Origin of the sequence: Roseiflexus sp. RS-1 (assembly GCF_000016665.1) — a bacterium.
GTDB lineage: Bacteria > Chloroflexota > Chloroflexia > Chloroflexales > Roseiflexaceae > Roseiflexus.
In genome coordinates this window covers 2,467,962-2,483,911 of record NC_009523.1, presented here as the reverse complement: position 1 = coordinate 2,483,911, position 15,950 = coordinate 2,467,962, and the positions used below count along the sequence as shown (strand labels likewise).

Annotated in this window: 15 protein-coding genes; 12 read left to right on the top strand and 3 right to left on the bottom strand. The window is 59.1% G+C overall.

Going from position 1 to position 15,950, the window contains the following annotated elements:
- Positions 1 to 29: 29 nt before the first annotated feature.
- On the top strand, positions 30 to 1,982 hold the full coding sequence (gene acs, locus ROSERS_RS10355) for an acetate--CoA ligase (protein ID WP_011956735.1): 1,953 nt from the start codon (positions 30 to 32) through the stop codon (positions 1,980 to 1,982).
- Positions 1,983 to 2,084: 102 nt separating this feature from the next.
- On the opposite strand, the gene ROSERS_RS10350 is transcribed toward acs, so the two are convergent.
- Positions 2,085 to 2,633, bottom strand: coding sequence for a GNAT family N-acetyltransferase (locus tag ROSERS_RS10350; protein WP_011956734.1), 549 nt, complete (start codon positions 2,631 to 2,633; stop codon positions 2,085 to 2,087).
- A gap of 76 nt (positions 2,634 to 2,709) precedes the next feature.
- Here ROSERS_RS10350 and rph point away from each other — a divergent pair, with 76 nt between their 5' ends.
- The 9 genes from rph (at position 2,710) to ROSERS_RS10305 (ending at position 11,654) form a co-directional block, all read left to right on the top strand.
- Positions 2,710 to 3,447 carry a ribonuclease PH gene (gene rph, locus ROSERS_RS10345; protein WP_011956733.1) on the top strand — a complete coding sequence of 246 codons (738 nt, stop codon included), beginning with the start codon at positions 2,710 to 2,712 and terminating at the stop codon, positions 3,445 to 3,447.
- Positions 3,448 to 3,997: 550 nt separating this feature from the next.
- A complete protein-coding gene (locus tag ROSERS_RS10340; RefSeq protein WP_011956731.1) occupies positions 3,998 to 5,251 on the top strand; it encodes a tetratricopeptide repeat protein in 1,254 nt (417 codons plus the stop codon).
- 123 nt (positions 5,252 to 5,374) lie between these two features.
- Positions 5,375 to 7,186 (top strand): M3 family oligoendopeptidase, encoded by a 1,812-nt coding sequence (locus ROSERS_RS10335; RefSeq protein ID WP_011956730.1) that lies wholly within the window; start codon positions 5,375 to 5,377, stop codon positions 7,184 to 7,186.
- Positions 7,183 to 8,559, top strand: a complete 1,377-nt coding sequence (locus ROSERS_RS10330) for a glycerate kinase type-2 family protein (protein ID WP_011956729.1) — start codon at positions 7,183 to 7,185, stop codon at positions 8,557 to 8,559. Before ROSERS_RS10335 ends, ROSERS_RS10330 begins: the two co-directional genes overlap by 4 nt.
- 162 nt (positions 8,560 to 8,721) lie before the next feature.
- Positions 8,722 to 8,949: a type II toxin-antitoxin system Phd/YefM family antitoxin gene (locus ROSERS_RS10325; protein ID WP_011956728.1), complete on the top strand. Its 228-nt coding sequence runs from the start codon at positions 8,722 to 8,724 to the stop codon at positions 8,947 to 8,949.
- A complete protein-coding gene (locus ROSERS_RS10320; RefSeq protein ID WP_011956727.1) occupies positions 8,946 to 9,332 on the top strand; it encodes a type II toxin-antitoxin system VapC family toxin in 387 nt (128 codons plus the stop codon). The genes ROSERS_RS10325 and ROSERS_RS10320 overlap by 4 nt, the downstream gene beginning before the upstream one ends.
- 590 nt (positions 9,333 to 9,922) lie before the next feature.
- Positions 9,923 to 10,210 (top strand): DUF2442 domain-containing protein, encoded by a 288-nt coding sequence (locus ROSERS_RS10315; RefSeq protein ID WP_011956726.1) that lies wholly within the window; start codon positions 9,923 to 9,925, stop codon positions 10,208 to 10,210.
- Entirely contained in the window at positions 10,203 to 10,463 is a 261-nt protein-coding gene (locus ROSERS_RS10310) for a DUF4160 domain-containing protein (RefSeq protein ID WP_011956725.1), read from the top strand. Before ROSERS_RS10315 ends, ROSERS_RS10310 begins: the two co-directional genes overlap by 8 nt.
- A gap of 372 nt (positions 10,464 to 10,835) precedes the next feature.
- A complete protein-coding gene (locus tag ROSERS_RS10305) occupies positions 10,836 to 11,654 on the top strand; it encodes a competence/damage-inducible protein A (RefSeq protein WP_011956724.1) in 819 nt (272 codons plus the stop codon).
- Positions 11,655 to 12,186: 532 nt separating this feature from the next.
- Here ROSERS_RS10305 and ROSERS_RS10300 read toward each other — a convergent pair.
- Entirely contained in the window at positions 12,187 to 13,761 is a 1,575-nt protein-coding gene (locus ROSERS_RS10300; protein ID WP_011956723.1) for an alkaline phosphatase, read from the bottom strand.
- A gap of 444 nt (positions 13,762 to 14,205) precedes the next feature.
- Between ROSERS_RS10300 and ROSERS_RS10295 the strand changes: the two genes are divergently transcribed.
- Positions 14,206 to 14,436 carry a hypothetical protein gene (locus ROSERS_RS10295; protein WP_011956722.1) on the top strand — a complete coding sequence of 77 codons (231 nt, stop codon included), beginning with the start codon at positions 14,206 to 14,208 and terminating at the stop codon, positions 14,434 to 14,436.
- Positions 14,437 to 14,466: 30 nt separating this feature from the next.
- Here the strand turns inward: ROSERS_RS10295 and ROSERS_RS10290 are convergent, their stop codons facing one another.
- Positions 14,467 to 15,588, bottom strand: coding sequence for a tRNA-ribosyltransferase family protein (locus tag ROSERS_RS10290; protein WP_011956721.1), 1,122 nt, complete (start codon positions 15,586 to 15,588; stop codon positions 14,467 to 14,469).
- Positions 15,589 to 15,701: 113 nt separating this feature from the next.
- Here ROSERS_RS10290 and ROSERS_RS10285 point away from each other — a divergent pair, with 113 nt between their 5' ends.
- Positions 15,702 to 15,950, top strand: coding sequence for a DUF1232 domain-containing protein (locus ROSERS_RS10285; protein ID WP_011956720.1), 249 nt, complete (start codon positions 15,702 to 15,704; stop codon positions 15,948 to 15,950).

The window sequence follows — 15,950 nt, the reverse complement described above, 5'->3', positions numbered from 1 at the left end:
TTAAAAATGATACATAGGGAGGAACCTGCATGTCGATCGATGTAGCCTCGCCAAAGACGATCACACAGTTCGAGGACGAACAGGGTATCTACCATCCTGCGCCGCACATCGTCGAGAACGCAAATATCACAGCGTATATGCGCTCGAAAGGCTTCTCGACCTGGGAGGAGTTGTACCAGTGGTCGATTGAATATCCAGAACTCTTCTGGACCGACATGGCGAACCGCCTGGAGTGGTATCAACCATGGGAAAAGGTGCTGGACGACTCGAACAAACCGTTCTACAAATGGTTCGTCGGTGGAAAGATCAACATCGTTCACAATGCCATCGACCGCCATCTGAGAACGGCGCGGCGCAACAAACAGGCGCTGATCTGGGAAGGTGAGGACGGGAGTTATCGCGCTTTCTCGTACTTCGGCATCAACCGCGAGGTGTCAAAGTTTGCGAATGTGCTGAAGAGCATGGGGGTGCAGCAGGGCGACATTGTTTCGATCTACATGCCGCGTGTGCCCGAACTGGTCTTCGCCATGTTGGCGTGCGCCAAGATCGGCGCGGCGCACTCAGTGATCTACGGCGGCTTCTCGGTCGAAGCGCTCCGCGAACGCATCGCCGATGCCCAGTCGAAGGTGCTGATCACCGCCGACGGCGGCTATATGCGCGGAAAGATCGTCGAACTGAAGAAGATCGCCGATGAAGCGATGAGCCACAGTCCGTCGATCCAGACCTGCATCGTGCTGCGGCGCACGGGCCACGAGGTCGAGATGCAGGCAGGACGCGACTACTGGTGGCATGATCTCATGAACCTGCCGATCGCGTCGCCCAAATGCGAGACGGTTCCGGTCGATGCGGAACACCCGCTCTATATTCTGTACACCTCCGGCAGCACCGGTAAACCCAAAGGGGTCATGCATGTCCACGGCGGCTACGCCGTTCACGTTTCTGCAACCCTGCACTTCACGTTCGACATCAAAGAAGAAGACCGCTACTGGTGCGCCGCCGATCCGGGGTGGGTCACCGGTCACTCGTACATTGTCTACGGTCCACTGATCGAAGGTGCAACCTCGTTCATGTACGAAGGCGCGCCCAACTACCCCTATCCGAACCGCTGGTGGAGCCTGGTTGAGAAGTATGGCATCAATATCCTCTACACTGCGCCAACCGCCATCCGTGGTCTGATGCGCTTCGGTGACGCCTGGCCCAACCGCCACGATCTCTCAAGCCTGCGCCTGCTCGGTTCGGTTGGCGAGCCGATCAACCCTGAAGCATGGCGCTGGTTCTATCAGGTCATCGGCAAGGAACGCTGCCCGATCATGGACACCTGGTGGCAAACTGAAACCGGCGGCTTCCTGATCACGCCCAACCCGACAACGCCGCTGAAACCGGGATCGGCGACGCGTCCGTTCCCCGGCATTCAGGCTGACGTGGTCGATGAGCAGGGACGCAGCAAGGCGCCGAACGAAGACGGGTTGCTGGTGATCAAGTCACCCTGGCCCGGCATGATGCGCACCATCCTGCGCGACCCGGATCGGTACGTCAATCAGTATTGGAACAGCGATCCGCCCGGCATGTACACCGCCGGCGACTCGGCGCGCAAGGATGAGGACGGCTACTTCTGGATCATCGGGCGCATCGACGACGTGATCAAGGTATCGGGGTATCGCCTGGGCACGGCGGAGATCGAGAGTGCGCTGGTGTCGCATCCCGCCGTGTCGGAAGCGGCTGCCATCGGCCTTCCCCACGAGGTGAAGGGCACCGCGATCCACTGCTTCGTCATTCTGCGCGCTGGCATCGAGGGGACGCCTGCGCTCGAAGATGAACTCAAGGCGCACGTTGCGCGCGAGATGGGACCCATCGCCCGCCCGGAGAGCATCAAGTTCGTCTCGATCCTCCCCAAGACGCGGTCGGGCAAGATCATGCGGCGCGTGCTCAAGGCGCAGGCACTGGGGCAGGACCCTGGCGACCTGTCAACTCTGGAAGGATAGAACAGCGTTGGACGCGACGTCCGGCGCTCCGCACAGCGTTGGGCGCCGGATGTCGCCCATACAGGATGGCGTGCGTATCGGGAAACGCTTGATACTCCACGATCACTCGACGTGATACGCCAGGACAACCAGATTGTGCAGGTTCCCCTGGCGATCACGGATGTGATTCACGAGCCGCCCTTCAAGTTTGAATCCCAGACGGGTGAAGATGGCCTGCCCGGCTGTTTGTTCCTCGACCATATCGACAAACACTTTTGCCGCTCCGAGTTTACGTGCATGAGCGACAATTTCACCCGCCATGACGGTACCCAACCCACAGCGACGCCATGCTTCACCCACGATCAACTGAATATCCGCCACGTGGCTGGAACGAGACGGCAGCAGGCGCGCCGATGCGTATGCCACAATCGCGCCGTCTGGCGCAACTGCGACGATCTGACGCCAGTGCTCGGCGTCGCGCGCATTGACCAGGCGCGCAACCATATCCGGGCTACGGAGATCATTCTCGGCATGCAACCAGTCATTCTGCGGCAATGCCGCACCAAGTGCAATCAGCCGTTCGTTGTCACCGGCTTCCAGCAGACGGATCGTGACTGTTCGCCCATCGCGCAGCGTTGCGCTGAAGGGAACACGTGGAGGGGCAGTCGTCATTGGCAGCTCCTGTTAACATCAAACGTGAAATCTTGCACAACATTGATTATACCATCGACGGTTCACAGGAGTTTGTATGGTTCGTAACGATGGACGGGCGCCTGCTGACCTGCGTCCGGTTCGGATCACGATTGACACGTATGGCTATGCCGAGGGATCGGCGCTGATCGAAATGGGGAATACGCGTGTGCTGTGCACTGCCAGCGTCGAAGAGGGTGTGCCACAGTGGCTGCGTGGCCAGCAGCGCGGTTGGGTCACTGGCGAATACGCACTGTTGCCGCGTTCAACGGCACAACGCACCCGCCGCGAACGCAACGGCGTCTCAGGGCGTACCCAGGAGATCCAGCGCCTGATCGGACGTGCGCTGCGCGCTGCGGTTTCACTCGAGGCGCTCGACGGGTTCACGGTGACGGTTGACTGTGATGTGCTTCAGGCGGATGGCGGTACGCGCACGGCGTCGATCACCGGCGGGTATGTGGCGCTGGCGCTGGCGCTGCACCGCCTGACCGCCGAAGGACGACTGGCGTCCAATCCGCTGCAACGCGCTGTGGCTGCCGTCAGCGCCGGGTATGTCGCAGGCTGCGCCTTGCTCGATCTCGACTACAGCGAAGATAGCGTCGCCGATATGGATTGCAACCTGGTGCTGACCGACGACGGCGCGATTGTCGAGGTGCAATCGACAGCAGAGGCGCGCGCCGTCAGTCGCGCAGAGTTCGACGCCCTGATCGATCTTGCAACCGATGGCATTCGCCGCCTGCTGGCAATCCAGCGCGCTGCACTGGCGCCGGTGGCGGGAGGATCGGTTGAAGGTTGAAAGTTGAAGGTTGGACCCTCGGTTCGCTTGTTTTCATGCAAGGCTTCCTGATGCCATAGAACGGGGGCGTTCTCGCAGCCAGGTTGTTATTTGTTAAGTTGCGAATCGCATCAGGAAGCCATCCGTCAGAAAAATGAGCGAACGGTAGGTTGGAGGTTGGAGGTTGAAGATTGGGGGTTGAAGGTCGGGGGTTGAAGGTTGAAGGTCGGGGGTTGAAGGTTGAAGGTCGGGGGTTGAAGGTTGAAGGTCGGGAGTTGAAGGTTGAAGGTTGAACGGTTCTCAGTTCTCGGCTATCGGCTATCGGCTATCAGCTATCGGCTATCAGTTCTCGGCTATCAGCTATCGGCTATCAGTTCTCGGCTATCGGCTATCAGTTCTCGGCTATCGGCTATCGGCTATCAGTTCTCGGCTATCGGCTATCGGCTATCAGTTCTCAGTTCTCAGTTCCTGGTTTTCAGTTCCTGGTTCCTGGTTCTTGTATGTTATAATTCTGAGAAATTGGTGAGAAGCCATACGATCCCTGCGCGGCCCAACTGAAGGAGAACCGGCTATGCTCAGCGAGCCGCAACACGACGAGGCGATTGTCCACTTTCAGCGGGGCCTGGTGCTCGAACAGGCGAACCGCGTCGAAGAAGCGGTGGAAGAGTATCGCCGCGCGCTAGAGCATAACCCGCATCTGGCAGAGGCGCACGACGCTCTTGGCAACTACTATCACCGGCACGGCCTGCTGGCGAAGGCAGCTGAAGAGTTTCGCATCGTTGCCAATCTGGAGGGTGGATTTCTGGCGCACTTCAACATTGGTTGCGTGCTGATCGAACTCGGCAGATACGATGAAGCCATTGATGCGCTGTTGCAATGTCTGACTCTCGATGCCGACGATCCTGCCGTCCACTATCAACTCGGGCTGGCGCATTTCCTGAAAGGCGATGATTACGCCGCACTCTATCATCTCCAGATCACCCGCCAGCGCTATCCGAATGACAGCAGCATCCATACGCTCATCGGGCGCTGTCATCTGCGCCTCGGCGCGTATGATGATGCCGAAATGGCGCTGCACACCGCGCTCCGGTATGCGCTCCGCGACATCGATCGGCTCCGTATTATGATGTATGTGCAGGCAGTGGCGCGTTACCGCGAGATCGGCGTCGTCCATTCGATCAGAGAACGCTTCTATGCCGATCATGGCGCAGCGTACCTGGGTTCGACGCACGATGACGGACGCAGTTCCCATGAGTTCGCCGACTTCCACTTCACGTACCCCGATATTGCCGTCACGCTCTATCGCCTGACCCGCCTGGCCCGCTGGCAGCACTGGCGCCTGAGTTGTGTCGTTCCCCTTGATCGCCTGACGGAACCGCTGGCGCGTGCGCTGGCAATGCTGCTCGAGATACCGGTACGTCGCCCCGAAGATCTCCGCGCCGACGATGTGGCGCTCCTTGTGCTCGCGGTTGGTCATCAGGCGGAACTGCTGAAACTGGCGCTCGAACGGGCGCCATGCCCGGCAGTGACGTTCTGCCTTGGGCTGAACTGGTTGCGCCATAGCGCCGTGGTTCCCGATCTGATCGGCGTTGCCGCACGCGATACGTGCAGCATTCCCTGGGAACCGGAGTTTCGACGCCTGCGCGCGCATGGCGCACCCGCCGATCAACTCGACCATTGCCTCAACCAGGCATTCCATCACCTGGTTGCGGTGATGCAAACCCTTTCACCGGAAGCGATCAACGTCCAGAATCTGACATTCTTTCAGACCTTCCGCCACCTGCGCTTCCTTGAACGCGCCTCTGGCGCTTCGGCAGTCCCCTGATACTAATGTTCGACTATACGACGGACAGCATTGCCTCCCCACGCCGGTGGAGCAGAAATGCGACACGCTCTGAGTCGCCCGTATCGCGCCTGGCAATGGCGCTGAAAACCGAAGGAAAGACCGATGACACTATCAGTCAGTGAACCACTGCCTCATTGGGATATGACGGTCGTCTATCCCGCGCTCGATTCGCCGGAGTTCAACCACGACCTTACGGCGACACGTCAGGCGTTCGACACGATGACCTCGCTGTTCGACCGTCTGGGAATTAACAGGCGCGACCGGCAATCGACCGATGACGCTGCTGTCGCCGCATTCGAAACGGTTGTTCCGGCGCTGAACGAACTGCTCGAACAGTTCTCCACCCAGCGCGCCTATGTCTACAGTTTCGTGGCAACCGACTCACGGAACGATCAGGCGCAGGCAACGTTCAGCATGCTGATGCGGGAAGGGGTTCGGCTAACAAAACTGTTGCGGCGATTGACCGCCTGGCTTGGCGGGTTGGATGTCGAAACGTTGATCCAGCGCTCGACTATCGCGCGTGATCACGCCTATCTGGTGCGCCGCGCCGCCGAAGAGGCGCGTCACCTGATGTCGCCTGCCGAAGAGGAACTTGCCGCAGAACTGGACCTGTCGGGCGGTATTGCCTGGGCACGTATGTACCAGAATCTGACGTCGCAGATACTTGTGCCCATCGAACGCGAGGGGCAGACAGTCGAACTGCCGATGAGTCAGGTGCGCAATCTGGCGCGCGACCCGGACCGGGCAGTGCGCCGCAGCGCGCACGAGGCGGAACTCGCAGCCTGGGAACGCGCAGCGTTGCCGCTCGCATCCGCGCTCAACAGCATCAAAGGGCAGGTGCTCACCCTCAGTCGCCGTCGTCGGTGGGAATCGCCGCTCGAGGCATCGCTGTTCGACAATGGCATCGACCGCGCCACGCTCGATGCCATGATGACCACAGCGCGCGAGTTCTTTCCCGATTTTCGGCGCTACCTGCGCGCCAAAGCCAGGCTCCTCGGTCTTGAACGCCTCGCCTGGTACGATCTCTTCGCCCCGGTCGGCAGCGGTGGACGCAGCTGGCGCTTCAGCGATGCAGAGGCGTTTATCGTGGCGCAGTTCACGCGCTACTCGACGCGCATGGGCGATTTTGCTGCGCGCGCATTCCGCGAACGCTGGATCGACGCCGAACCGCGCGCAGGAAAAGTCGGCGGCGCGTTCTGTATGTCGCTCCGCCGCGATGAGTCGCGCATTCTGCTGAACCACGATCCCACAGCGGACAGCATGTTTACGCTGGCGCACGAACTCGGGCATGGCTACCACAACCTCAACCTGGCGCAGCAGACGATGCTCAACCGTGATACGCCGATGACCCTGGCAGAAACGGCGAGCATTTTCTGTGAGACGATTGTGCGCAATGCGGCGCTCCAGGACGCCAGCCGCGATGAGACGCTCGAAATCCTCGAGGCGTTCCTCAGCGGCGCGTGTCAGGTGGTGGTTGATATTACGTCACGCTTCCTGTTTGAAACCGCGCTGTTCGAACAACGCGCCACGCGCGATCTGTCGGTCGCCGAGTTGTGCGTGCTGATGATCGACGCGCAGAAACAAACGTATGGCGATGCGCTCGATGAACAAACATTGCATCCATTTATGTGGGCGGTCAAGGGGCACTACTACAGCAGCGGCTTTTCCTTCTACAATTACCCTTACATGTTCGGCTTGCTGTTCGGGTTGGGGCTGTATGCCGCCTATCAGCGTGCGCCCGACGCTTTTCAGGCGCGCTACGACGATCTGCTGGCTTCGACCGGGCTGGCAAGCCCGCTCGAACTGGCAGCGCGCATGGAGATCGATCTGCGCTCACCCGCATTCTGGCGCGCCAGTCTCGAGGTCATTCGCTACGATATTGATCGCTTCGAGTCGCTGGCAGTTGCGACATGAACCCGGAACGTTTGTGGACTGCGACACTGCGCGAACTGCCGCATGGCGCGGCAGTGACGCGCATCCTGGCAGCAGCAATCGCCGCCGTCGAGCCGGGCGCTGCGGTCCGCCGCTTTCTGCGTCGTGAGGGAGAAACGCTGGTTGCCGGAGACGTTACATACGACCTCCGCGCATTTGATCGAGTCTGGATCATTGGCGCCGGCAAGGCAGGGGCGCCAATGGCAGTCGCTGCCGCCGGGATCGTCGGTGAACGCCTGACCGGTGGGACAGTCGTCGTCAAAGAAGGGCACCTGACGGCAGACCACGTCGCGGCGCTGCAACCGCAGGTTGAGCTGCTCGAAGCCGGTCATCCGCTCCCCGATACGCGCGGCGTCGCTGCCGGCGAACGCATTGCCGCGCTGCTCACGCAGTTGGGCGAACGCGACCTGGTGCTGGCGTTGATCTCCGGCGGCGGCTCGGCGCTGTTGACACGACCGGCGCCGGGGATAAGCCTGGACGACATGCAAAAACTGACAGGGGTGTTGCTGGCATGTGGCGCATCGATCAACGAAATCAACACCCTTCGTCGCCACCTCGACACCCTGAAGGGCGGCGGGCTGGCGCGCCTGGCAGCGCCGGCAACCGTCATCACCCTCGTGCTGTCCGATGTCGTCGGCGACCCGCTCGACGTTATCGCCTCCGGTCCCACCGTCGCCGACCCGACAACCTTTGCCGATGCACTTGACGTGCTTGAACGCTACAACGTCCTGCACCAGACTCCGGTCGCTATTCTCAGGCGGCTGGAAAGCGGCGTGCGCGGCGAGATCGCCGAGACCCCCAAGCCAGGCGATCCGGCGCTGGCGCGGGTCGGCAACCTGATCATCGGCAGCAACCGTCTGGCGGCGGAAGCCGCACTGGCAGCGGCGCACCGTGAAGGTTTCAACGCATTGATCCTGACGACATTTCTACAGGGTGAGGCGCGGGTCGTTGGACGGGTCCTGGCAGCCATTGCCCGCGAGATCGCAGACAACAATCGTCCGATCAGTCGCCCCGCATGCGTCATCGCAGGTGGCGAGACCACCGTCACCCTGCGTGGTGACGGACGCGGCGGGCGCAACCAGGAACTGGCGCTCGCCGCAGTCGCCGATCTCGCCGCTGCACCGGGGGCGCTGCTGGTCGCGCTGGCGACCGATGGCGGCGATGGCCCGACCGACGCGGCGGGAGCGGTGGTCAGCGCCGCGACCCTCCAGCGCGCCAGAGATCTGGGACTCGACGTTGCCGCAGCACTGGCGCGCAACGACAGCTACCCCTTCTTCGATGCCCTGGGCGATCTGCTGCGACCCGGATCAACCCATACCAACGTCAACGATCTGGCGCTCGTCGTGGTGGTGTGACCGCCGGGTAAGAGCAGTCGAGGTCGTAGATGCGCAGGCGGAGAGCTTCGCCGAGGCGGTCGGCGAGTTTCTTCTGCAACATCGCTGTGCTCCGCTTCCGTGTGCTATACTATATTCACGATACAAGATACAGCACAGATGTAGCGCCAGGGGAAGAGCGGCATGCACCAGGTCAAACTTGATGAAGCGACGACCCGGCTATCGAGCTTGATCGATGCCGCCGTCCGTGGCGAGGTCGTCTTGATCACAACCGATGATCAGCAGATCGTCCAGCTCGTGCCGGTCAAACATGCCAGGCGCCTGCGTCGCTTTGGCAGCGCCAAAGGGCTGATCCACATGGCGGATGACTTTGATGCTCCGCTCGACGACTTTGGCGAGTACATGGCGTGAAACTGCTCCTCGATACCCATAGCTTCATCTGGTTCGTGGAGGGCAATCCCGCGCTCAGCTCGCACGCACGAACGCTCATCGAAGAACCGACCAATGAAGTATTCCTGAGCATGGCTAGCGTGTGGGAGATGGCGATCAAAGTGAGCCTGGGCAAGCTGCGCTTGAGCCAGCCCTTCGACTTGTTTATTCCCTACCAACTCTTGTTGAACGACATTATCTTGCTCGACATCGCGGTGCGGCATGCGTTGCTGGTCGCCACACTGCCCTTTCATCATCGTGATCCATTTGATCGCCTGCTGATCGCCCAAATTCTGGTCGAAGGCTGGCCCCTTATCAGTGCTGATAGCATCTTTGACACATATGGGGTGAATCGGCTCTGGTAAGAGTCGTCGTACAACTGTCACAACGTGACAGAACTTTTCTTGAACGATTTGCTGCCCTGCCCAAACACGGGCGTACACGCCGTTATCTTGCCCGAAGGCCGGAAGATCTTTATCCGGGACACCCTGATCTATGCTACAAATACTCAGTACAATTGAGTGCCGGATGGTGGCCTGGCACTAACCTGAGCCGAGTCCAGATAGAGCGCATCATTGAAATGGCTTGTGAGGTAGCCGGGGTCAAATACGGGCGCGAGCTTTCAGTCAATCTCGGTGAATGAAGGCGCAGTCTAACACCACACCGTGCTCAACCTGACCCGGCACGTCGGCTCTTTCTACACCAACGTCAGCTATCTGGCGCTCGTCGTGGTGGTGTGACCGCCGGGTAAGAGCAGTCGAGGTCGTAGATGCGCAGGCGGAGAGCTTCGCCGAGGCGGTCGGCGATTTTCTTCTGCAACATCGCTGTGCTCCGCTTTGACTGGATTTCTCTCTGTGGTATGATGAGAAGCGGGATGGCAAGTCCACGATCAACCGATCATCATGCAAAATAAGGCATCGTAAAATGACCTGTTTCGACGACGAGGAGATGACCTATGCCCAGACCAATACAAGTCAAACCACTCGAAAACTACCGAATCTGGGTAAAGTTTTCAGATGGCGTCGAAGGAACCATTGATTTATCCTATCTCGTTGGTCACGGTGTTTTTGCTCTCTGGAATGATTACCAGGAATTTCAGAAGGTTCGCATCGGATCGAGCGGCGAGATTGCCTGGAGCGAGGATATTGATATCTGTCCAGACGCAATCTATCTCAAAATTACTGGACAAAAGCCCGAAGACCTTTTTCCCAGGCTACGCGAGTTGAGTGTCCAGCATGCCTGAAATCAGCCGATTCTTCGGCATTGTTATCAAGATATACTATGAAGATCATCCACCGCCTCATTTTCATGCAGAGTATGGTGAACACGAAGCCTTGATAGATATTCGCACGCTTGTTGTCATCGGAGGTCACCTCCCGCCTCGCGCACTGGGACTTGTTGTGGAGTGGGCTTCTCAGCATCAAACGCAATTGCTGGTTTTGTGGGAACGGGCAGTCCAGCAACAGTCGTTGTATAAACTCCCGCCGCTCACCTGACCTGCGCTTCCAGCCGACCGCTTCGCTCGCTGCGCTCTGCACGGCGCCTCATCTGCGAACCGTCATAGCGACGCGCAGCATGATCGAACTATGAACGAATTCAGAACTGGATTCGGTGCAACAAGACTCTGAGCATAGCTTCTATCATCTTTCCTGGGAACAGGGTGACTTCTTATGATTCTGGAAGAACACATCGAAGAAATCCGATCAGGGATTAAGGCTGGCCGTTTTACCAACGAAGCTGCGGTATCGCAGGGCATTGTACTGCGCTTGTTGCATGCCCTTTCGTGGCCGTCTTACGACACTCAGGTCGTATGGACTGAATACTCATTGGAAGGAAGGATTTTCACACACGTCTCTGTCTGCTGATATATGATCACAGTTGAAATCATTGTGACCGGCAATGAGGTGCTGCTGGGCGATGTGCTGGACACAAACACGAACTGGATGTGCAAACGAATCACCGCTTTTGGGGGACGTGTCGAGCGCGCCGTGATCGTCCGCGATGAAATGGACGCAATCGTCCGCGAGGTCCGATCAAGCCTGGAACGCTCCGTCAGATTGATCGTCACAATTGGCGGCATGGGACCGACGTGGGACGATATAACAGTCGCCGCAGTTGCGCACGCCGTCAATCGACCCTTGCTGCTGCACCCGCAGGCGCTCGCCATCGTGCAACAGCGATACGAGCATTTTGCCCGTGAGGGCGCAGTGCACGATCCAGCGATCACCCCTGAACGCGAGAAAATGGCGTATCTGCCCGAAGGCGCATATCCGCTCGACAATCCGATCGGCGCAGCGCTGGGCGTAGTGCTCGACCTGGAATCCTCCACGATCATCTGCCTCCCCGGCGTCCCGGCAGAACTGAAGGGGATCGTTGAAGGACCACTGCAACCGCTGCTTCGACGCCTGTTCGGCGAGCGCGTCTTCATCGAGCGCCTGGTGATCGTCAACTGCACCGACGAATCGATCCTGGCGCCTGCGCTTCACACAGTAGCAGAGCGTCATCCCGACGTATACATCAAGTCCAGAGCGCAACGCTTCGGTCCTGACGTAACGTTCCGGATCACCCTCTCAACAACCGGGCGTTCCAGGGAGATCGCAGAACAACAGATTGCAGCGGCGATCCAGGAACTGGGGCAGACGTTGAGCGCCGTCGGCATCTCGATAGATGCGATTGAGGAGCAGTGATATGGGACAACTTCCAGTCTCACATCAAAAACCATTGATGGAGGCAGCGGACAGGGCAGCTGCCTCCATCGAGCTTATGGTCTTTGAGCAATTATTCTGCTCCAGCCCGCGCAGGCGGGCTTTGCTCCGTATAGCCGAGGGCTCCAGCCCCACGGCTATACGGGATACCGGATTTATAGCAGTTCTCAAATACGTTGACTCTCGTCCGGGTCTGCCGCGTTGCGCGAGGCGCCCACTTCCAGCGACGGGTGTGGGGGCACGGCATGCCGTGCCCCCCACGGCGCCGCCTCGAGGTGGCACGTGAAGCGCTCGTTTCCAGCGACGGGTGCAGCCCCGTCTGACAGACCTTGCAAGACCTGCGCGCGCTCTCCGCGCCTCCGCGCCTCCGCGTGAGCCGGTCTGATGCACACGGAGACGCGGAACACGCGAAGGGATGGCGTACACGGCGTCCGCTTTCGATGGCGGGTGCAACCCTGCCCAACAAGACCAATCTTTATGAGAACTGCTATAATGCTCAATCTTCATGAGCCTTCTACCGGTCAGGCGCCTCCTGACCGACCGACGACGGCAGCGCCGTGCCGAAGAGGGACAGGTACATCAGACGGTAGACATCAGTGTTGTCGAAGCGCCCGCGGAACGTGCGCCGCAGTTCCGCAGCGTTCAGACCCTGAGCACGCGAGAGGATACCACCCGATACGTCGGGCGTGCCCACCCAGCTTACCGCGAATGCCATTCGCCTGCCATACGCATCAGGCTCGCTCAGGAACGGCGGCGAGTTGCGCCCGTAGCGCCCATCGAGCGGTGAACGCACATTTTGCGCACTGACACCAGTCGGGTTGTTATTGTAGTCCGCCACATTCCTGGCCGGATCCCACGCGCCAACCTGCAAGCCACCCGCATCGCTATCCGCTGCGGTAAGGATCAGCGTGTTGCGATTGCGCTGCTGGAAGCGCTGCACAACCTCGATCACATCATTCGCATGCTTCAGACCGGTAAGCGTACCGATCGCGTTGTCGTTGTTACCGAAGTTGTCCACGCTTTCCGTTTCGACAACCATCATGAACGGCTTTCCTGCCTGCCGTGAGCAGCGCTGAATGATCGTCAGCGCAAGATCGGTCATCTCAGCGGCGGTTGGCGGGTTATAACCGAGCGTGCCGGGGCGGCTGCCAAAGAGGATCAGGTTGGTGCGCTTGTCGTTGACATCGATGGAAGGATCGACCAGACCCGCGCTGATCAGGCGTTCCTCTGGCACGTCGTTGAAAATATCATCGGCAGCGAACAGACCGAGCACATACGGCGCATACCGGCGGTCGCTATTCACGCGCTCACGCAGCGCCTCGAACTCGGCGCGGGTGCGCACGATCACATACCCCTTCGCCTCGAACTCTTTGAGCAGGTTGCGACCATCCGTGCGGCTGGGACCGGCGCCGGTGATCGGATCGAGGTGGACATGACAGTCGAGCGTTATGGCATCCGGCGCACACTGCGGCGTGCCGACCGGCAGGAAGAAACTCTCGCCGCCAGCAAGAATGATGTGTGGCGGCTGCTCGCCCTCGAAACCTGGACGACCGTCGAGGATCTGGCGGACAATTTCGTTGTCGAGGTTGCGGTTGCCGACCTCAGAGACGAAAGCGGCTGTGCCAGGCTCGGCAATATCGCCATCGTTTACCAGCGCCACCGGGTGACCGTTATTGATCGCTTCGCGCATGATACTGCCGGGATAGCCGGAGAGCGCTCGAATGCTGCGAGCGGCATCACCGTCGCCATCCTTGCCAAACGATCCAAGACCTTCGACTTTGTAGCCAAAGGCGTGGGTGGTCGCGCCGCCATTCGACGTTCCCGTCAGAATGTCCTCCATGTGCCCCCGATAGGCCGCCATCTCAGGCAGTGTGTCCCAGGGGCTCAGCGCATCAGGACCGTACCAGTAGATGCGCGCGGCGCTCCAGTGGTTCAAGCCAGCGCCGTCGGGATGGATGAAGATGACGTTGCCGGTGCGCCGCGAACCCTGCAATTCCGGGATGCCCGTACCTGCCGCTGTCGCAGAGACCGTTGCGATCAGCAGGATAACTGTACCAATCAGACCGAGCGTGCGTTTTCCTCCGAACATGGCGTTCCACTCCTTACTGCTGTCTGTTTCCACAGCCACGCGAGCCACGCATACAATTGCACGGTGAACCGGCCGGTCATTCGGTTAGAAGATGCCGGGGAACATGCCGTGAATGCCGGGCAAAGACTTTACGGCGGCGCGATCTATCGGCGACGCAAATACCATCCGCATTCGCGACTCACCGGTGAACAGCGCGAGAAGCCAGGATGACCTGGCACACTCACACGTGCAAATTTGACTTCAGGCTCAGGAGGAAGTATAACCAGTGCAACTTAAGCAGCATTCAATGAGAGGTAAAGAGGAGGTTATCAAGTGTCAGTAAATGGTTAATTATTAAAAAATTGTAATTATTGGAAAGATTCACAAAAAAGATGCATCCACTTTATATTTTTCTTCGTAAACGTCAGCCCCATATCCTTTGAGAAGAAGCAAGGGGATCACACAATGAAATCATACTGGCTTCTGATCCTGATCGTCATTGGTTTCATCCTGATTATTACCGGTTTCGTGTACAACGTCGTGTTTGCTGGCATTCCATACCAGGATCCGCCGCCTGAGCTGGTTGCGCGCTACAACATGCACGCTACGATTGCTCAGACGATAACTACGACCGGAATAATTACTATGCTTGCAGGGATTGTTGGGAGTATCGTTCTTCGGCTCTTGCGACGATAAGCAACGTAGATTCTGTCATTGTTTCCACCTTCAGCGTTCCCCGCGTTTGCCCTGCCATTCGGCGCGCAACAGGTCGGTAAGGATGCTCATAAACCGGAGATTATGGATCGTCGCCAGGCGATAGAAGAGGGTTTCGCCGATTGCGTGCAAATGGTGCAGATAGCCAAGCGAATAGTGCGTACAGGTGTAGCAGTCGCAACCGGGAAAGATCGGCAAGGTGGACTTGATATACCGATCGTCCTGGATGTAGATGGAGTGAAACCAGCGATCAACGAGGCGAAACGCAGGCGTGTGCGGATCGGCAGCAAAGGCGTACAGGCGTCCATTCCGCGCATCGCGCGTCGGCAGAGCGCTATCGAACATCTGATAGCCCATTCGCGCGCAGGCCGCCACATACTCCGGGTGACCGACGCCAAGCGCGTGGAGCGGTAGATGCGCCGGGATCAGTTCGCGGGTGAGCGCCAGCATGTCGGTCAGCAGGTTACCCGCCGAGTCGAGGGGCCATCCGCCATAGCCATACCCGTCGAAACCGATCTCGAGCAATGCTTCAGCGCATTCGCGCCGTAATTCGGCGATGCCTCCGCCCTGGACGACCGCAAACAGCAGCGGACGTTCATCGTCCATTCGACGCATCGCAAGTTGACGTTCAAACTCCTGTTTGCAACGCGCCGCCCAACGGATGGTTCGCCGTACCGAGGCGCGCTGTTCGGTCGGTGTATCATCCACGTGGGTGCAATCGTCCAGACAGACCACAATATCGGCGCCATATGCCAGTTGCAACTGAATGCATTTCTCCGGCGTTAACTGAAATTTGCGCCCTGCACCTTCCGGCTGGAATACGATCCCCTGGTCACTGAGCCGACCCTGCTTCGGATTCTGGCGGATCAGCGAGTATGCCTGAAAACCACCCGAATCGGTCATGATCGGACCGTCCCAGCCAGCCATTGCGTGAAGACCACCCAGCGCCTGAATGGTCGATGAGCCTGGCTTCTGCATCAGGTGGAATGTGTTCATCACCAGCGCATGCACGCCAGCAGCCCGCACATCGCCAGCATCGGCGGCGCGCACCGTGCCGAATGTGGCGTCCGGCAGAAAGGCGGGCAGTGGCAATCTTCCCCGGCGTGTCGGCAATTCGTCGCTGTGTGCAGACATGGCTGGCAGTATACCACGCAGATGCGGAGATGCGTCAGGTTGCAACTTTTAACGCTTTCTCTACGTCTTTTCGACAGTACGTACTGTTTTGATCACGCAGGAAGAGGTTTTTCATGAACCGTCCATGGCAGCGTCGTCTCATTGCATTTGGCGCGATCGCGCTCGGTATCGTCTACCTGATCAATCCTACAGCAGGATTCCTCGAGTTGATTCCCGATGCTCTGCCATTCGTCGGTAATCTCGACGAGGCAGCGGCGACCACCCTGGTGATCTGGGGGATTCAGGCATGGCGTCAGGCGCCTCTGGCGTTACCGGCATTGCCAGAAAAACGCGATCCATCGAAACCGGCGCACAACCGGTAA